Origin of the sequence: Moorena sp. SIO3A2, from assembly GCF_010672265.1 — a bacterium.
Lineage (GTDB): Bacteria > Cyanobacteriota > Cyanobacteriia > Cyanobacteriales > Coleofasciculaceae > Moorena > Moorena producens.
The window spans coordinates 1-17,047 of sequence record NZ_JAAHHC010000067.1 but is presented as its reverse complement, the minus strand read 5'-3'; the positions used below and the strand labels follow the sequence as shown (position 1 = coordinate 17,047).

The window sequence follows — 17,047 nt, the reverse complement described above, 5'->3', positions numbered from 1 at the left end:
TCTACTTGAGTGCAGACTACTATTATAATTACTCCCCTATCAATCTTGTTTTCAATTAACAGACTACTAGGGAGGAAAGTGTCAAGCTGAGATATTTCACAAAAAGTTTACAAAGTATTGAAATTCTTTCAGTGTAGATAACACAAACTTGATGAGGAGTTGGTCACTTTAAGAGGCTTAGCTAATCAACCAGAGAACTGTATGAACGTTATTGAAACCAAAATACCCGAAGTCTTAATTCTTGAACCCCGTGTCTTTGGTGATGACCGTGGTTTTTTCTTTGAAAGCTACAATAAACGAGTTCTAGCAGATAAAGCTGGGATCACCGCTGAGTTTGTCCAGGATAACTATTCCCGTTCAGCCCAAGGGGTGCTTCGAGGATTACACTACCAGATTCAGCAGCCCCAAGGTAAACTGGTGCGGGTTTTACTCGGAACTATATTTGATGTGGCAGTGGATATTAGAAAAAGCTCCCCGACCTTTGGACAGTGGGTTAGTTGTTTGCTGAGTGCAGAAAATAAACAACAAATCTGGATTCCAGCTGGATTTGCCCACGGATTCCTGGTAGTCTCTGAATTCGCTGAAGTTTTATATAAGACTACTGACTTCTACGCTCCTGATCACGAGCGGACTATTGTGTGGAATGACCCTGACCTAGCCATTCATTGGCCTCTGACCGACTCTCCCAGTCTGTCGGCTAAAGATCAAGCGGGTAAGTCTTTCAAAACAGCCGAGGTTTTTGCATGAAAAAAATCTTACTCACTGGGATTACTGGACAAGTGGGTCAAGAGTTGGAAGATACTCTGAGTCCCCTAGGCCAAGTCATCGGTGTGGGGCGCAGCGATATGGACTTAGCTGAGCCAGAGAGTATTCGTCAGGTAATTCATCAGATTAAGCCTGACGTGATTGTCAATGCAGCGGCTTACACGGCTGTGGATAAAGCAGAGACAGAACTGGCACTGGCTAAATCGATTAATGCTGTTGCTCCAACCATCATGGCAGAGGAAGCTCAGAATTTAGGAGCCATCCTGCTCCATATTTCCACCGACTATGTGTTCGATGGCAAAAAAAATACTCCTTACACGGAGCAAGACACTCCTAATCCCATCGGTTCTTATGGTAAGTCGAAACTGCAAGGGGAAGAAGGGGTGCAGCAAAAATGCGATCGCATTCTCATCCTCAGGACTGCTTGGGTTTATGGTACTCGTGGTCATGGCAACTTTGTCAAAACCATGTTACGACTAGGGGCTGAGCGAGAAGAGCTTCGGGTGGTAGCGGATCAAGTGGGTACTCCTACCTGGGCTAAAGATATAGCAGTAACCATTACTCAACTTTTGCAAGCAATGGATTCTAATCCAATGCTAGGAGGAATCTATCACTTCACCAACACTGGTGTCACCAGTTGGTATGACTTTGCCGTTGCCATCTTTGAAGAAGCCAAACTGCTGGGCTTCCCCTTAAAATTGCAGCGAGTTGTCCCAATTACTACCCCAGAATACCCCACTCCCGCTCAGCGTCCAGCTTACTCAGTTCTCTCAAACCAGAAAATATCCCAAACCTTGGGAAGCTATCCGCCCCATTGGCGTCAATCTTTGAGGCAAATGCTAGCAGAACTTTATCAAAAGCTTGGGTAATTGCTATAAGCATAGGGAGTAGGGAGTAGGGAGTAGGGAATCGGGCATCGGGCATCGGGCATCGGGCATCGGAAAACAATCCTGTGTACCTGATTAGTATGAGAACCGCTATAGTTCAAGTTCAACCAAACAACCTGCCAACCAAACAACCAAACAACCAAACAACCTTCAACCTACCCTACGGGAACGCCAAGGGCGAACAACCTTCAACCTACCCTTCACCGAATGCCAAGGGCGAACAACCTTAATAATTCATATTTCATATTTCAGACTTTATAGTGAGGATTTCATATAGCTTATGAAAGCACTAATTCTTTCTGGGGGAAAAGGAACTCGTTTACGTCCCCTAACTTATACTGGTGCCAAACAGTTAGTACCTGTTGCCAATAAACCAATTTTGTGGTATGGGCTTGAAGCGATTATCGCTGCTGGTATTACTGATATCGGTATTATTATCAGTCCTGAAACTGGGGAAGAAGTTAAGGCTAAAACAGGAAATGGCGATCGCTTCGGAGCCAACATTACCTATATCCTCCAAGACCAACCCTTAGGACTTGCCCACGCCGTTAAAGTGGCCCAACCCTTTCTCGGAGATTCTCCCTTTGTCATGTACTTGGGAGACAACTTGGTTCAAAGTGAGCTGAACTTATTTGTAGAGAATTTCCAGAACAAAAATCTGGATGCTTTAACTCTGCTACGGGAGGTAGATAATCCTACTGCTTTTGGTGTTGCCAAAGTCGATGAATTCGGGCGAGTGTTGCAGCTAGTAGAAAAACCGAAAGTTCCTCCTTCTAATCTGGCACTGGTAGGTGTTTACCTATTTTCTCCTGTTATCCATCAAGCAATTGCTAATATCCAGCCTTCTGCTAGAGGGGAACTGGAAATTACCGATGCGATTCAATACTTGATTGATCAACAAAAAAATGTAGAAGCGTTTCAAATCAAAGGTTGGTGGCTGGATACTGGTAAAAAAGATGACTTGTTAGCTGCTAACCAGATTATTCTAGATACTTGCCTAGAATCTGCTGTTGATGGTGAAATTGACTCCGAAAGTCGAATTAGCGGACGGGTACAGATTGGTAAGGGGTCTTCTATTACTAATTGTACCATTCGTGGTCCAGTTACCATTGGTGAAAACTGCCATCTGGAAAACTGCTTCATTGGTCCATATACTAGCATTGCTGACCAAGCTACTCTCTTAGATGCTGACATTGAGCATAGCGTGATTCTAAAAGGTGCTAAATTAACGGGGATTCATCAACGAATTGTTGATAGTTTAATTGGAGAACGAGCTCAAGTTAAAGCTGCACCCCAACATCCAAAAGCCTTACGATTCATGATTGGTGATGACTCACAAGTTGAACTAACTTAAGGTAATAATTCAGCGGTCAGCCGTCAGCGATCAGCGGTCAGCTTCAAATAAACCTTGAACGGTCGAATTTAATAGTTCGAGATTAATGAGAATTGAAGGTCTGGGTAAAAGCCATTGGCCAATGGCTGATAGCTGATAGCTGATGGCTGAATGCTGAATGCTGATAACTGATAGATGAATGCTGATAACTGAATGCTGATAGATGAATGCTGATAACTGAATGCTGATAGCTCAATGCTTACTTTTCTACTAACCCATTGAAGCACTAACCCACTCAAACTAATCATGAATTCTTTTGAACAAAAATCCCTGACTACTAGACAACCTCGCCAATTACTAGTAACAGGTGGTGCAGGATTTATTGGCTCGAATTTTGTTCATCACTGGTGTGAACAGTACCCAGGCGATCGCGTGGTGGTACTAGATGCTCTGACTTATGCTGGTAACCGCCAGAATCTGGCCGGTCTGGAAGACAAAGCAAATTTGCGGTTTGTCCAGGGAGACATATGCGATCGCACTCTAGTAGACCGCCTGCTCCAGGAAGAAAACATCGACACCGTCGCCCACTTTGCTGCTGAATCCCATGTTGACCGCTCCATTTTAGGACCCGATGCTTTTATCCGCACTAATGTGGTCGGTTCCTTCACCCTACTAGAATCCTTCCGGCAACAATGGCAAAATCAAGGACAACCAAGGGATTATCGCTTCCTCCATGTTTCCACGGATGAAGTGTATGGCAGTCTAAGTGCTGATGACCCAGCCTTCTGTGAAACCACACCCTATGCCCCCAACAGTCCCTATTCAGCTTCCAAAGCTGGCAGTGACCATCTTGCCCGGGCTTATTACCATACCTATGGGGTTCCCACTATTATTACCAATTGCTCCAATAACTACGGACCCTATCATTTTCCAGAAAAATTAATTCCCCTGATGTGCATCAACATCCTGTTGGGCAAATCTCTACCAGTCTACGGGGATGGACAAAATATTCGAGATTGGCTGTATGTGGGTGATCATTGCCGTGCTTTAGATGTGGTGATTCACAAAGGTCAACCAGGAGAAACCTATAACATTGGTGGCAATAACGAAGTCAAAAACCTAGACCTAGTTCACCAGATTTGCGAGCTGATGAATGAATTAGCCCCTGATCTACCGGTTGCTCCAGCACAACAGTTAATTACCTTTGTCAAAGACCGCCCAGGCCATGACCGTCGCTATGCTATTGATGCGACTAAAATTAAAACTGAACTGGGTTGGGTACCAACAGAAACCTTAGCAGGTGGCCTACGTAAAACTATTGAGTGGTATCTAAGCAACCGGGATTGGTGGCAACCATTGCTATCCCAAGAGTATCAAGCTTACTATCAAAAAGTTTATGCCTAGAAGGATGTTCGCGTAGCCTGGCCGTTCGCGTAGCGTGGCCTAAAGGCCAAAAGGCTAAGGGTTAGGTACCCTCGTCCTAGATTTTAGGGAGTAGGGAGTAGGGAGTAGGGAGTAGCGATGCAGTGTGGTCAAGACCGCTTAGGTGCGTTTTCCGTAGACGAATTAAATTCGCCACGGGTCGCACCTCTGCATCGCTTTTTAATAACACCAAAAAATCTTCCGAGCTTTTTCCTACTGTTCCCTATTCCCTGTTCCCTGTTCCCTTGTAAATGCTATAGATGATATCCATTGTGGATCAAGGGATAAACTATCGAATTTTCTCTCATCATATTTTTTTTTATACAAGCTTTATATAGTTAAAGTTTTAGTTAGTTGTTCGTTAAACATGGGTATGCTACCAATTCCTAATAATAAGAGACCTAATAAAATATTTTAATCCTATTACAGGGAACAATTTTTTGAGCAAATTGGGACTATATTTAAGGCTTTATACGAACGAGATGCCGAGATAGCTAACTTAGATAAGATAGAGCGCAGTCAGTCTAATAGCTTAGAAACAGTTAATACTCGAATTGATGAAATTAAGTCTTGTTTTAGTGCGATTATTTGTCTACCTTCATTAGAAGAATCATCTCAACAATTTCAGGCTATAGCCTATCTCGATTTAGGAGCTTGCTTGGCTCTTTTTCCTCAAAAAACTCTCCTTATCTATAAATCAGTTGTGCCGCCACAAGGCTTAAAGAGCAAAGAATTAGAAACGTTCAAGTTTTCCGGGAATTTAGATTTTCAAACAGGCATGGAACTATATGGAAAAATCTTGAAAATATTAAAATCTTGAACATCTTACAAACAGGTTGCTGAACTGATAACAGGGAAACTATGACAGACGAAGAATTTACAAGGTACTTTGTCGAAAATTTACCAGACAAAGTGTATAGTGCAGTAATTAAGTTATGCGATCGCTTTTTAGAAAAAAGGAGGAGTCTTTCCTACGAACAACATCTCATTGCTTTTTCTACTCTTGAACAGTTTATCATATATCACACTATTCCCTATTCAATCCCCAGAATTTTTGAGGATTATGGAATATCAAACTATCAAAGAGAAGAAGCCATTGTCGAATTCTTTAGAACTATCAAGCAAACTATCCAATCGCTTCCATGGAGCGAGCAGTCAAAGTTGATGCAGCAATCTCTGAGTAGCACCTGGAAGCCAAAGGAAAACCTTCAACCGAAAGAAGAACTTAAATCTTTATCTCAAGATGCTTTGCTACGTTTGATTCAAGAAAAAGATAATTTAATTAATCTTTTAATTAGACAGGTAGAAACAGCGCTACAGCGTCCGAGTTTGTATGCAGAAAATTATCACAATGAGGGAAACACTATGTCTGAACAGCCAATTAACAATGACCTCCGTGGTGCCAAATTTGGTGGTGGCTTCGCTAATAGAGATCAGCACGGTGGTACGTTAAACGACTATTCCAAAGACCATAATTTAACTGAGGCAGCAGCATAAATTCAACAGCTTTTAGAGCAACTGTCCCAAACTAACCCCACTTCAACCAATGCTGAAAAAATGGCAGTGGTGGCTAAGGCGGTGGATCAGATTGAAGGTAAACCCACCCTAAAACAAAGGGTGATTAATGTCTTAAAAACGGGGGGAACAGAGGCATTTAAAGAGGCGGTAGATCATCCCTTGGTGAATGTTTTGTTCGCAGCTATTGAAGGTTGGCAGGAAGGTTCGTAATTCAGTTACTTATGGAACTCTGGTGCCCAAGTTAGCCACCACCGTACATTCGGAGCCACAAAACAGCATAAGTAAACACCATCACTAAGAAGCTACCGATGACTCACTACGTTAGGAATCGGTGCTTCTTGTGGAATATGCTGCCAATGACTCAAGAATGGTAGCAACACTGCTACCAATAACCTTGGCATTCAACAGACATGGGCAGTACTTGATTCGAGCCAGTGACGTCCTGCTGTTAAGCCAGGGGCTCTACTAAAGCCCCGTGGAAAGGACGCCAGTTGCTCCGCGCGCCCCACACTTACCATATTTACCACACTTTAAACACCTACCACGCCTGCCTATGTTTCCCTGTTCCCTTTTCCCTGTTCCCTTTTCCCTTGTGGGGAAAGGGATAAACTATCGAATTTTATATCATCATATTTTTTTTTATCCAATCTTGATCTACTTAAAGTTTTAGTTATTTTACCTTAAAATTTATAAATTTTAGCTGAGTTAGATATAAACTGATAGTCGAGACAATAATTAAGTACGAACTACTAAGAGTTGATTGAAATATTAATTATTTAAATTCAAGGGAAAACTATGGAGATTTGATAGGTTAGTTGATGGTGTTAGTTTTGGAATGGTTAACAGGCCACTTTTTTTATCAAAACTATTTGAAGATAACGTATTTTTAACAAAAACTTTAGGATTGATATATCAGTATTATATAGCGTTTTAAAACGATTGAAAAACTGAGAATATCTTATTTGATTTTACTATAAAAATCTGGAGCTATTGCCTATTGTCTATTGCCTTTTTCCACAATCTATGACTTGACAACTCCTTTGAAAACGCTATAGCTGGATTCTTGATTCCTTGAATCGTAGTTTCTACGTCCTCTTACTTAAGCAATTACTACGTTAATTGATAATACATTTATGATCAGTGTTATTACTATAGTTGGTATTGTTTTTTTTCGATTATACTGAAGTGTCTTCCATTTAAATCAAACCTAATAACTTGTTATTGAGGATTCATGGAACAAAAACTAGTATCTACAGTGCTCAAATTCCGACTAGTTATTAGCTAATAACAGAACTAATAACTAGTCTTTAAATCACCTGCTATCCGATCCAAATTTACCTATTATTAATTAGGTTTTTACTGGTGCAATATCTTTAATAACCAGTGCCAACTAGGCATTTGGAGCTTTATGCTGTTCTATTTTAGTCAAAACTATGGAAAACCTTAAGAGTACAATCAACCTAATCAAAGAAAGGATATTTGATTCCGACTTCCAGCTCGGCAACATCCCTCTTTCCACGATACTTATGGTGGTGATCATCCTCCTCCTTACCCAGATATGTCGAGGTTTGTTCACTGCCATAATCATTGACAGAATCGAGCGTCTGACTAGCGCTACAGAAACTACCCTAGACGATGAGTTTATTAAGATTCTTAGGGCACCATTAGGCTGGCTAATTTGGCTGGCTGGATTATGGCTAGTACATAGTGTTGCGGCAACCCATCTTAGTCCTGAACAGAATCAGAAAATCCCCGAGATGCTCTTTGTGAGCGCTCTGTTCATTGCCACCTATATTCTTTACCGTGCTGCTCCACTACTGGGGGAGCTGCTAGCGGGATTGGCGGCACACACTGAAACTGAACTGGACGATTTGTTCGTCCCCTACTTCCCAAGGCTTTTTCAGACAGCAGCAATCCTGATTGCTGTGATTAAAGCCAGTGAGATTTTGTTGGGGACATCGGCCGGTGCACTGATCGGTCTAGTCGGTGGTGCAGGTGTTGCCTTAGGTTTGTTAATGAAAGATATTATCTATGACTGGTTTTGTACGGTGATTATCTACGCTGATGGTCTCTATAAACCCGGTGACTGGGTAGCAGTGGACGGAGTCAATGGTTTTGTTCAGATCGTCAGTATTGGTCTAAGAAGTACACAGCTTCGTCTGACTGAGTGGGGTTCTATCAAAAAAGTTCCCAATTCTAAAATGATTGCTGGCGTTGTGGAAAATTGGTCCCAGAAGACTGGCGATACCTTTGAGTGGGGCATAAATTTAACTCTGAAAGTTGATGGAATTTCGGCTGAGCAAACTAGCTGCATTTGTCAGGCTATTGAAGATAAAATTCCGTCTATCGATGGCTTGCATAAGCAGAACATGTTAGTTTTATTTTCCCACATTGAAGAGAATGCTCGTGTGATTATAGTTAGGGTATTTGTGATTGATACAAACCTATACATTGCTGCCCAGCAAAACTTGAATCTAGCCCTATTAGAAATCCTGGAAAAAGAGGAGATTGATCACCTGCATGTTGAGCTGGAAAAGCAACTTCAAGACTACAAACAGGTGAAGGAAAATGGCTCTCCTAGTGTGGCTATGATAAATTTTTAGAAAATAATCCCTACAAAGCTTACTAACCAACACTTATAGCGATCGCTAGTAAGCATTCAGCGGTCAGCGGTCAGCGGTCAGTCGTCTCGATTAGCTGACTTGACACTCCCCGGTCATTAGACGCGGGGATTCTTGCTTCATAGAGCCAACTTGCTCAACCAGACCGGAATCAGGAAGAGTAGAGGTCGATTCTCCACAAGAGTTTGGATCAATGATCCAGGTTCCGGTGTGCCCCACCGTACCCAAGGCTCTTTTCAGGATATTGATTGCAGCGTTGTGGTCTCGGTTTAACTGGCACCCACACTTACAGACATGAGTCCTAGTTGACAGTGACTTTTTAACCGCTTCGCCACAATCTGAACAATTCTGGCTTGTATAGGCAGGATTTACCGCAACGGTGACTCTACCAAATTTTTGGCCAAAGTGCTCTAACCATTTTCTGAATTGATACCAACCTGCATCGTTAATAGATTTAGCTAGACAATGGTTTTTAACCAGGTTTTTCACTCTCAAATCTTCATAGGCGACCAGGTCGTTAGACCGGATTACGCAACGTGCCGGAGACGAAACCTTAGAAGAGTGCAGCCTTACAACAAAACCTGCCACCTTTGATGCATAGCCTATCAACTATAAAGGCTGCACTCTTCTTGCGGTAACTTCTAACCAGTCTCTTGGCATGTTCTTCACGCTGCCTACTTATTTTGAGATGTTGTCTGCCTAGTCTATTAACGGCCTTCTTACGGTTAGATGAGCCTTTCTTTTTTCGAGATACTCGACGCTGATAAAATTTCAGACGCTTTTCCCCAGTTCTATAAAATCGGGGATTGGGTTCTGTGTTACCTCTAGAATCGGTGTATAAATCTTTTAGCCCTACATCTAATCCTACAGTAGCGTCAACTGGATCCAATTGTTCATTTATCTCAGCAGAGATGCAAAATTGAACATAATACCCATCAGCCCTTTTTACAATGCGAACCCGTTTAATTTGCTTCTTGTCCAAGCGCCACAAGTCCCAGGTACCCTTGAGCTTTAGCTTTCCAATTCCCTTCTTGTCACTGAAAGTGATTGATTTCTTGTCAGGGGATAACTTCCATCCTGATTGCTTATACTCAACCGACCTACAGTGTTTTTGAAAGCTAGGAAAACCTTTCTTTCCTGGTACCTTTTTCTTGCAGTTTTCAAAGAAGCGAGAAATTGATGACCGGAGATGAAACCTTAGAAGAGTGGAGCCTTATTTCATGAGTTTTAACCCTTTTTTGCATAGCCTGTCGCCTATAAAGGCTCCACTCTTCTTACGGTAACTTCTAACCATGCCCTTTCAGCCGCAGCTTGCCGAGCAGTAGAGTTTAATTCATTGGCAAATGAGAATTCTTTAGCAAGTATCTTGCAATATTTGCTAAGGTCATATTTCCCCGTCCCTTTATTGTCCATCCATAGACGGATGCAGCTATTACGGATAAATTTGACTGTCCGAATTGCTTCTTCTATAGCTTGATATTGGATAGGTTTCCCGTATGCCTTAAACTCTATTATGATCATCAGAACTCGACCTATTCTGTTATATTATTACGCTAGTACGTTTGAGGAAAACTGTCAAGTTATAGTCAAACCTTTTTCACGGCGACTAAAGTCGCTACTAGCTTTCATCCCGGAGACGAAACCTTAGAATAGTGCAGCCTTACAACAAAACCTGTCACCTTTAATGCATAGCCTACCAACTATAAAGGCTGCACTATTCTTGCGGTAACTTCTGACCCGGTTTAAAAACACGGGGCTTTCAGCTTTGGGGGTTACGTAACTCAGATTAAACAAATGGTTACCTGTTTTCTTCAAAAGCACCTGAAGTAGCGATGCAGCGCCACCAAAGCGGGTTTCCCCCACTCGCGCTTTGCATCAAGACAGCGTGGCCGTAGGGCATGAACTGAATGGTAATAGCTAATAACTGATAGCTGAATGCTGATAGCTGAATGCTTACGATCCCTACAAGCCATTTGTGTAAAAATGGCTTTTCATTGTCTTGATGCCGCCCCTCCTCATGAGCGACTGCATCAAGATAGGGATTCCCGACAACAGAAGAAAAAAAATATCCATTGAGGAATAAATTCGTAAACCGATACTTTTTAGCTACCAAAGTCTACCAAGATAGACCAAGGCCCGCCAATGCAAGATGCAATAGCATCCAGGGGGTATCTCCGCGCTTCTCTGACGGAATATCCCGCGAGCGCCATAAAAATGTCAACAAAGTTGGTTCCACCGGGATTACAGCGCAACTATTAAACCCTTGGTTTTCGGCTTTAATTTAAGTTACATAATAATCCCTGTCGGTGTTACCCTAATTTAAGTCTAACAAATAATAAGAGTTTTTGGTAGACTCTGCGACATTTTTTCTAGCTGTTTACTAACCTTGGAATTTGACGGACATGGGCAGTACTGGATTCGAACCAGTGACGTCCTGCTTGTAAGGCAGGCGCTCTACCGCTGAGCTAACCGCCCGTATGCAATACTTACTTACTATAGCATATTTTTCCAAAGACGACAACAACTATAAAAAATAATATGTCCTCTGGCTATATACATGATCGCATAACCTTGTGGAGTTTGCCAGTAGTCACGGTTTTGAGCCTGGTAGTAACCCGGAGTAGTGATTTGACCTTGATTGTAGCTGGAGGCTTCCTGTTCGGTGGCTTGATGTTTAGCCCTGACTTAGACCTATACTCTCGACCCTTTAAGCGTTGGGGCTGGTTGCGCTGGATTTGGATCCCTTATCAGAGGATGGTGCCTCACCGTTCTATTTTTTCTCATGGACCAGTGATTGGGACAATTTTGCGACTGCTTTATCTAGCCAATTGGATTGTCTTGTTTGGGGGTGTGGGATTGCTGGTGTTTCAGCTATTCCAAGATGAACCGGATCGTTGGCTGGAGCTGATTCAAGGGCTGGGGGGTAGGGTGTGGGAATATCGTACCTGGTTGATGGCCTGTGTGGTCGGATTGGAGTTGGGTGCGATCGCGCATTTTGTGAGTGATTGGGGAAGTTCGGCTTATAAGCAGTTTAAAAAAGGGGGGATCACGGGGTTATGGTCTGGCAAGCAAGGGAGGAGCAAGGCCAGGGGTGCGGGTAAGACAAAACCACAAAGACCCAAAGCACGCAAAAGCAAGAGGTAAGCATATGCGCTACGCGCAGGCTACGCCAACAGCTATCAGCTGTCAGCCCTCAGCTAATCAACGGTCGGTAGTAAACAAGGTGGGGGGTGCTGGTACGGCTGGTTGAAAATCCCTGCTCGCTTTACTAATCCGACCCCGTACAGTTAAAGCGCCTGAAAGCTGATAGCACTTCAAGTAGCGTGGGCATAAGCTGATAGCTAATAGCTGATAGCTGATACGCGACACGCTGATAGCTGAATGCTTACATAAAATTTGGCATTGGTGCTGGATTTCGTTAAGAATAATTAAGTTGCGTTTCGCTTTTCGGTTTTATGTGTAGTTCCCCTCAACAAGCTCAGCCAGTTAATCAGGTGTCGATGTTGGCCGCTTTGCAAGAGTTGATTGATGTAGTAGCCAGATTGCGATCGCCTGAGGGTGGTTGTCCTTGGGATTTGGCTCAGACCCCTCAATCCCTAATTCCTTATGTAATTGAAGAAGCTTATGAAGTAGTGGATGCAATTCGCAGTGAGGAGCAAAATGCGATCGCAGAGGAGTTGGGTGATTTGTTATTGCAGGTAGTTCTGCAAGCTCAAATTAGTAGTGAGCAAGGTCAGTTTACCTTGACCGAGGTAGCTCAGGGGATTACTCAAAAGCTAATCCGCCGTCATCCCCATGTTTTCGGTGATGTCGAGGTTGATAATGTCGAGGAGGTGCGTCAAAACTGGGAAAACATTAAGGCAGCAGAGAAAGGAGAAACCATTGCGGATAAGCAATTATTGAGTCGTAAACTGAGTCGCTATAGTAAAACTCTTCCCCCTCTAATGGCTGGGATGAAGATATCGAAAAAGGCCGCTAGTGGTGGGTTTGAGTGGGATAATGTTGAGGGAGTTTGGGATAAGTTTCACGAAGAATTGGCTGAGTTTCAACAAGCACTTGAACAGGACGATAAAGCCCACCAGGAAGCAGAATTGGGAGACGTATTGTTTACTCTGATTAATATTGCGCGTTGGTATGACCTTGACCCTTCAGCTGCTTTGCAGGGAACCCAGGGAAGGTTTATTGAAAGGTTAGCGCAAGTCGAAGCATTGGCTGAGCGCCCACTGTCTGATTACACCTTGGATGAGTTGGATGCTCTGTGGCAAAAGGCTAAAGCACTCTTAGCTCAGAAGTAGGGTCTCCTTAGAAGCATTCAGCAGAAGAAAAGACCCACGCTTAGTGGAAGTAGAAAGTGGGTGCCCAAGCAGATTTGATATTACAGGGGGTATAGCCCCACATCCCCAAGCTCCGGAAAAAGGTTAAAAATATAAACAACAGCCATTACCCTATAGTATAATGTTGGCTCCAGTTCGTCTTATTCCCGGTGCTATACCAGAACTATTTGCTAAAGTTAGCAGCTCTGGAAAAATTACTCTTGCTGATCGATATGGATTGATGGCAGCACTATTGGAGGATTCACTCACCTCCGAAGAGAGAGACTCCATCGACAGATTGCTCCACGCTGTACATCGGGGCAGGGTGAAACTTGCTACCTAGTGCATATACTATAGGTAGTAGATGCGTCTACTTAAGAAAACGATATAGAAAACAATAGATAAAAAGAAATCCCCCATTGATGTGAGGGGCATGGGGGGCTGGAGAAAACATTGAATCTACTCTATTTCATTAAACAAGAATTTGAGTCGATTTGATAGGCATTCTGGCTGTAGTTTAGGATTTCCTGCCTTTGTCCTTGATTTCGTCCCTTTCATCGATTGGTGATTGGGCTTCTGATTTTCCGGTCAGAGGTTGGACCACTTTTGCGATCGCTTCACTGACAAAAGCTTTAATAAACTCATCCCGCTGGTTTAACTGAAACTGCTTTTGGACTACTTCACTCATCCCTCCATCTCCCCAGTCTTGGTCATTGCGGAAGTATTCAATAAAGCTTTTCCCAGCAATTCGGATCAGATAAGCAGCAGTTACCCCCTGAATGGCTTTGCCGACAACATAGGTGGCAAGATTCAGTCTTAGTGTAGTGCTAAGGATTTGAATCGCTCCCTTGACAATACCCAAACTAGCTAAAGTTTTTCCCAAGGATAGGGCTAATTCCCTACCCCGTTCCATATTCAGTTCACAGCCGTAGATTTTGCCAATTTCGACTACCATTTGGGCATTTACTGCTGCAGTTGCTAATAAATCCACCACAGGTAAGGGAGTCAGAGAAATTACACTGGCCCCAATCCACTGGAACCGTTCCACCACTTTCTCTGCTTCTCGCCTGCGCTGCTTGTCGAGGATGTGTCGAGCTTCTTGGCCTAAGCGCTGGGATTGTAACAGAATGTTATCAGCAATCAACTCTTCTCCCTCTGCTCTTAATACAGCAGCTAAGCGACGGATTAAGGGCAAAATTTCCGGTTCAGGTTGGCAAAGTTGACCATTTTCTAGGGTAACAGGCTGGGGATTGGCTGCGATCGCAACTACATCTGAAGCAGGAATAAAGCCCCTTACTCGCTGGCGCAATCGTGCTAGAACCCTTTCTGAGTCTTGTTCCGTGTACAGGTCAATTTTATTGAAGACAAGAAGCGATCGCTTCCCAATCTGTGCCAATTTTTCGAATGGATCATACTCTGAGTGTCGTAAATCGTTATCCACCACAAACAACAACAAATCCGCTTCCGTTGCCAGATGTCGTGCCCATTGCTCTCGCTGAGTGCCAACTACACCAGATTCTAAAATTCCTGGTGTATCAGTAATCAGAATCGGGCGTTCTAATCCCTTCAGCTTTAGTTTGTAGGTTTCCCCAACCTCCGTCGTTCCCATGGGCGCACCCACTTGACCCACCATCCGACCAATCAAAGCATTCACTAGAGAGGTTTTGCCCGCTGAACCAGTACCAAACACTACCACTAACAGTTCCCCACGGGAGAGGATAGCTTCAATTTCTTCAGAGCGGCGCAGCATCGCTTGCCGTGACACTTCATCCTGAATCTGTTTGACCTGTTGCCTTACTGCTTTAAGGGTTTCTTCTGCTGCTTCGGTTTTCACCTCGGGGGCTTTAGGTTCCAGACGACCCTTACCTGGCCGTTTCCGGGATTTACCAAATAACCCCATGGTGTAGATTAAGGCCCATATTAGTAGCCCTAGCAAGGTAATCACCAACAGGAGCAGTAAATTAGCCAGTAGGGGAGCAGTAAAGGAAATTTGGATATACAGTTGGTACAGACCATTAATCAACCAAAGCATTAGCCCCAGAATAATAATGAGACCAATAATTAGGGTTAGTAAGCGTGGCAGGGGCATGGAAGATACGAGAGGTTTTAATTATTAATGTTAGAATATCCGACAAGAATTCCCCGATCTCCATCAGCCCGATCCGCTGTCTAATCACCTCTGTGTATAAGACCTGTAATAAGTGTGGATTGAGGCAACAGTGCAGGAGACAGAAAGCCCTAGCTAACTCGAAGGGTGTAGTGGAGGAGACTTCACATTAAGTAGTCAGCTATCAGCTATAGTGGGAAACTAAATCAGTAATTTATAATTGATTTTGGAAATAACTGTTTAAATCTGAATAAATCTGACTGTTTAAATCTGTAAAAAAAACAATGAGCTTATTCAATACTATTCTCAGTGCCATTAATAGTCCTACACAACAAGCTAGTTCTAGTCAGCTAGGGGATATTCTGGACACGGTACAGCAGTTGAGTGGTAACCATCACACCAATCCCTCAGCCGTGCAATCTGCTACCTCAATTGTAGGTAAGTATGTGCGTTCAGCCCTCCAACAAAAGCGCACAAGTGAAGGAGATGAGCAGGTACAAGCACTAGTTAATCAATTTGGTGGCATTGGTGCTAGTTCTCAAGTGGTCAATATGCTCTTTAGTGCGCCTCAGATCCAGGAGCTTGTTGGAGAAATTACTAGCAAGACAGGCATTAATGCTGGTATCATCCAAGCTATGCTACCCACCCTAGTCCCCGTGGTATTGAATTTCCTCAAGACTGGCACCAATATTGAGAATCCCCTTGGTTCTAATTCTGTACTCAGTGGCTTTCTAGATGCTGATGGGGATGGGGATGTGGATATTTATGATGCCATGCAGCTGGCATCACGGCACTTAGGAAGATAACCAAAAAACCCAGCTTGTTGGCTCTAGGAAGAAGCACGAGTTGCTGGAATCAGTAACTTAACCAGTTTTGACAGCTGGGGTTTATCAAAGGCTTGGATGAGTACCTTGGCAGCGGCTTTTGGTTCTAGCACAATCGTAATTTCCTTACCCTTAGTGGTTCGGCTTCGCCCAGTAGCTCCTACAGCTGCTAGTTTTTGGAGTCCTGAACTTGGAGCGATCGCAGCCGCTGCCTTTCGTAACTCCTCTAGATTACCCTGTGCTGCTTGCAACTGGTCACTAGCTTCCTTGAGTTCTTTGATTACTAATGGTGCTAACTGGATATAGGAGTTTTTAGGATTTGCGATCGCTTTATGGCAAACTCCCACTAATTTATGCCAACTACCAATCCCAGCCCCCAGTTTAGCCAGACGCTTACAAAGCTTTTGAAGTTGTTGGCGATTGGTTGGTGTGGAAGATTGTTTAAACAGCTCTAGCATATCTTTAAGCAGGCTAATCACCTTCGGCCCAAAGTCTGGGGGAAATTTTCCTTTTGCTGAAGAAGAAGCTTTGCTAGTCGAAACTTGATCAGAACGAATTGCTTTTTCAGCAGCAGAGCTAGAAGCCATTGCCGCTGGTAATTGACTCTCACCACTGACCAAAGTTTTGAGATAATTCTGTAATTGTTCAAAGCCTGGCTGAGCTGCTTTTAGAGTTTTTTCTGCTTCACTTTGCTCAAACCCAAACGGTCCTTCCAACAGATCAATCAAAGCTTTGAGGGTATCATAACTCTTTAAAAACAGAGTCTCCAGCTGTTGATCAACCTGAATCTTATTCTCTTGAAGTACTTTGAAAGAATCTTCTAAACGATGGGCAGTCTTTTGAATACTTGTAAACCCCAACATGGCCGCCCCGCCTTTAACAGAATGAGCAGCGCGAAACAATTCATTAACCGTCTCTGGTTCATTGACCACTGAGCCCAGATTTAACAGTCCCTGTTCAATGGTTTCCAGGTGTTCTTTCGCTTCTTCAATGAAATAGCCTAAAATCCTTTGCTGATTCCCAGCTTCCACGGCAATTTTTCCTTATCAGAACGGCCAATCAAAAGAGATTGATGGTAATCATCAGAGCCACAATAACATTACATCTGGTTATAGCAGTTTTCAAATCAGTAGAGATACTCTTAAACCGGGATTAGTTGGGACAAACCCGAATAAGCCGGTCAAGGTGCAATCTATTGTTGTCCGAGTGAGAGGTGGTAAGTGCGGCAATTGGAGTTGAGCCTGCCACCTGTCTTTC

The 17,047-nt window shown here is 43.3% G+C and carries 17 protein-coding genes, 1 tRNA gene and 3 pseudogenes; 11 read left to right on the top strand and 10 right to left on the bottom strand.

Annotated elements, in window-relative coordinates; all coding sequences use genetic code 11:
* The first annotated feature begins 201 nt into the window (after window positions 1-201).
* Both rfbC and rfbD read left to right on the top strand, forming a co-directional pair.
* Complete coding sequence (rfbC, locus tag F6K64_RS34530) at window positions 202-747, top strand: dTDP-4-dehydrorhamnose 3,5-epimerase (RefSeq protein WP_008178350.1); 546 nt, start codon at window positions 202-204, stop codon at window positions 745-747.
* On the top strand, window positions 744-1,634 hold the full coding sequence (gene rfbD, locus F6K64_RS34525) for a dTDP-4-dehydrorhamnose reductase (protein ID WP_008178352.1): 891 nt from the start codon (window positions 744-746) through the stop codon (window positions 1,632-1,634). The genes rfbC and rfbD overlap by 4 nt, the downstream gene beginning before the upstream one ends.
* On the opposite strand, the gene F6K64_RS34520 is transcribed toward rfbD, so the two are convergent.
* Entirely contained in the window at window positions 1,619-1,795 is a 177-nt protein-coding gene (locus F6K64_RS34520) for a hypothetical protein (protein WP_154659650.1), read from the bottom strand. The two genes, rfbD and F6K64_RS34520, sit on opposite strands and share 16 nt — an antisense overlap.
* A 137-nt stretch (window positions 1,796-1,932) precedes the next feature.
* Between F6K64_RS34520 and F6K64_RS34515 the strand changes: the two genes are divergently transcribed.
* Window positions 1,933-3,006: a glucose-1-phosphate thymidylyltransferase gene (locus tag F6K64_RS34515; protein WP_071103789.1), complete on the top strand. Its 1,074-nt coding sequence runs from the start codon at window positions 1,933-1,935 to the stop codon at window positions 3,004-3,006.
* Between the two features lie 68 nt (window positions 3,007-3,074).
* Here the strand turns inward: F6K64_RS34515 and F6K64_RS34510 are convergent, their stop codons facing one another.
* On the bottom strand, window positions 3,075-3,293 hold the full coding sequence (locus tag F6K64_RS34510; RefSeq protein WP_287267781.1) for a hypothetical protein: 219 nt from the start codon (window positions 3,291-3,293) through the stop codon (window positions 3,075-3,077).
* Between F6K64_RS34510 and rfbB the strand changes: the two genes are divergently transcribed.
* The 4 genes from rfbB (at window position 3,292) to F6K64_RS34490 (ending at window position 8,528) form a co-directional block, all read left to right on the top strand.
* Window positions 3,292-4,389 carry a dTDP-glucose 4,6-dehydratase gene (gene rfbB / locus F6K64_RS34505; protein WP_071103787.1) on the top strand — a complete coding sequence of 366 codons (1,098 nt, stop codon included), beginning with the start codon at window positions 3,292-3,294 and terminating at the stop codon, window positions 4,387-4,389. The two genes, F6K64_RS34510 and rfbB, sit on opposite strands and share 2 nt — an antisense overlap.
* 879 nt (window positions 4,390-5,268) lie before the next feature.
* Window positions 5,269-5,904, top strand: coding sequence for a hypothetical protein (locus tag F6K64_RS34500; protein WP_287267780.1), 636 nt, complete (start codon window positions 5,269-5,271; stop codon window positions 5,902-5,904).
* 60 nt (window positions 5,905-5,964) lie between these two features.
* A complete protein-coding gene (locus F6K64_RS34495; protein ID WP_158026344.1) occupies window positions 5,965-6,135 on the top strand; it encodes a hypothetical protein in 171 nt (56 codons plus the stop codon).
* Window positions 6,136-7,358: 1,223 nt separating this feature from the next.
* Window positions 7,359-8,528 (top strand): mechanosensitive ion channel family protein, encoded by a 1,170-nt coding sequence (locus tag F6K64_RS34490; protein WP_287267779.1) that lies wholly within the window; start codon window positions 7,359-7,361, stop codon window positions 8,526-8,528.
* A 90-nt stretch (window positions 8,529-8,618) separates the two neighbouring features.
* On the opposite strand, the gene F6K64_RS39260 is transcribed toward F6K64_RS34490, so the two are convergent.
* From F6K64_RS39260 to F6K64_RS34460, 6 genes and pseudogenes are all read right to left on the bottom strand, one after another.
* A complete protein-coding gene (locus F6K64_RS39260) occupies window positions 8,619-9,134 on the bottom strand; it encodes an RNA-guided endonuclease InsQ/TnpB family protein (protein ID WP_287256695.1) in 516 nt (171 codons plus the stop codon).
* Window positions 9,100-9,729 (bottom strand): annotated as a pseudogene (locus tag F6K64_RS39255) (RNA-guided endonuclease InsQ/TnpB family protein); the annotation flags it as partial. The gene F6K64_RS39260 and the pseudogene F6K64_RS39255, both read right to left, overlap by 35 nt.
* A 107-nt stretch (window positions 9,730-9,836) precedes the next feature.
* Window positions 9,837-10,067 (bottom strand): annotated as a pseudogene (locus F6K64_RS34475) (RNA-guided endonuclease TnpB family protein); the annotation flags it as partial.
* A gap of 123 nt (window positions 10,068-10,190) precedes the next feature.
* A pseudogene (locus F6K64_RS34470) lies at window positions 10,191-10,283 on the bottom strand (RNA-guided endonuclease InsQ/TnpB family protein); the annotation flags it as partial.
* Window positions 10,284-10,344: 61 nt separating this feature from the next.
* Window positions 10,345-10,659: a hypothetical protein gene (locus tag F6K64_RS34465; protein ID WP_287254370.1), complete on the bottom strand. Its 315-nt coding sequence runs from the start codon at window positions 10,657-10,659 to the stop codon at window positions 10,345-10,347.
* 290 nt (window positions 10,660-10,949) lie between these two features.
* Window positions 10,950-11,021 (bottom strand) — tRNA-Val (locus tag F6K64_RS34460).
* Window positions 11,022-11,084: 63 nt separating this feature from the next.
* On the opposite strand from F6K64_RS34460, the gene F6K64_RS34455 reads away from it, so the two are divergent.
* The 3 genes from F6K64_RS34455 (at window position 11,085) to F6K64_RS34445 (ending at window position 13,202) form a co-directional block, all read left to right on the top strand.
* Entirely contained in the window at window positions 11,085-11,690 is a 606-nt protein-coding gene (locus F6K64_RS34455; RefSeq protein WP_008178375.1) for a metal-binding protein, read from the top strand.
* Window positions 11,691-12,001: 311 nt separating this feature from the next.
* Window positions 12,002-12,841: a nucleoside triphosphate pyrophosphohydrolase gene (mazG, locus tag F6K64_RS34450; RefSeq protein ID WP_287267777.1), complete on the top strand. Its 840-nt coding sequence runs from the start codon at window positions 12,002-12,004 to the stop codon at window positions 12,839-12,841.
* A gap of 160 nt (window positions 12,842-13,001) precedes the next feature.
* The gene (locus tag F6K64_RS34445; RefSeq protein ID WP_008178378.1) at window positions 13,002-13,202 is read left to right on the top strand and encodes a hypothetical protein; all 201 of its coding nucleotides are present in this window, start codon (window positions 13,002-13,004) and stop codon (window positions 13,200-13,202) included.
* A gap of 174 nt (window positions 13,203-13,376) precedes the next feature.
* Here the strand turns inward: F6K64_RS34445 and F6K64_RS34440 are convergent, their stop codons facing one another.
* Window positions 13,377-14,948 (bottom strand): YcjF family protein, encoded by a 1,572-nt coding sequence (locus F6K64_RS34440; protein ID WP_008178381.1) that lies wholly within the window; start codon window positions 14,946-14,948, stop codon window positions 13,377-13,379.
* Between the two features lie 302 nt (window positions 14,949-15,250).
* Here F6K64_RS34440 and F6K64_RS34435 point away from each other — a divergent pair, with 302 nt between their 5' ends.
* Window positions 15,251-15,772 carry a DUF937 domain-containing protein gene (locus F6K64_RS34435; protein WP_008178383.1) on the top strand — a complete coding sequence of 174 codons (522 nt, stop codon included), beginning with the start codon at window positions 15,251-15,253 and terminating at the stop codon, window positions 15,770-15,772.
* A gap of 23 nt (window positions 15,773-15,795) precedes the next feature.
* Here the strand turns inward: F6K64_RS34435 and F6K64_RS34430 are convergent, their stop codons facing one another.
* Window positions 15,796-16,821, bottom strand: coding sequence for an Hpt domain-containing protein (locus tag F6K64_RS34430; protein WP_008178385.1), 1,026 nt, complete (start codon window positions 16,819-16,821; stop codon window positions 15,796-15,798).
* Window positions 16,822-17,047 lie beyond the last annotated feature (226 nt).

Bases quoted from the DNA above. Each gene is read 5' to 3' on its own strand.
- rfbC (WP_008178350.1), top strand. From the start codon at position 202: ATGAACGTTATTGAAACCAAAATACCCGAAGTCTTAATTCTTGAACCC.
- rfbD (WP_008178352.1), top strand. From the start codon at position 744: ATGAAAAAAATCTTACTCACTGGGATTACTGGACAAGTGGGTCAAGAG.
- F6K64_RS34515 (WP_071103789.1), top strand. From the start codon at position 1,933: ATGAAAGCACTAATTCTTTCTGGGGGAAAAGGAACTCGTTTACGTCCC.
- rfbB (WP_071103787.1), top strand. From the start codon at position 3,292: ATGAATTCTTTTGAACAAAAATCCCTGACTACTAGACAACCTCGCCAA.
- F6K64_RS34510 (WP_287267781.1), bottom strand. From the start codon at position 3,293: ATGATTAGTTTGAGTGGGTTAGTGCTTCAATGGGTTAGTAGAAAAGTA.
- F6K64_RS34500 (WP_287267780.1), top strand. From the start codon at position 5,269: ATGACAGACGAAGAATTTACAAGGTACTTTGTCGAAAATTTACCAGAC.
- F6K64_RS34495 (WP_158026344.1), top strand. From the start codon at position 5,965: ATGGCAGTGGTGGCTAAGGCGGTGGATCAGATTGAAGGTAAACCCACC.
- F6K64_RS34490 (WP_287267779.1), top strand. From the start codon at position 7,359: ATGGAAAACCTTAAGAGTACAATCAACCTAATCAAAGAAAGGATATTT.
- F6K64_RS34455 (WP_008178375.1), top strand. From the start codon at position 11,085: ATGTCCTCTGGCTATATACATGATCGCATAACCTTGTGGAGTTTGCCA.
- mazG (WP_287267777.1), top strand. From the start codon at position 12,002: ATGTGTAGTTCCCCTCAACAAGCTCAGCCAGTTAATCAGGTGTCGATG.
- F6K64_RS34445 (WP_008178378.1), top strand. From the start codon at position 13,002: ATGTTGGCTCCAGTTCGTCTTATTCCCGGTGCTATACCAGAACTATTT.
- F6K64_RS34440 (WP_008178381.1), bottom strand. From the start codon at position 14,948: ATGCCCCTGCCACGCTTACTAACCCTAATTATTGGTCTCATTATTATT.
- F6K64_RS34435 (WP_008178383.1), top strand. From the start codon at position 15,251: ATGAGCTTATTCAATACTATTCTCAGTGCCATTAATAGTCCTACACAA.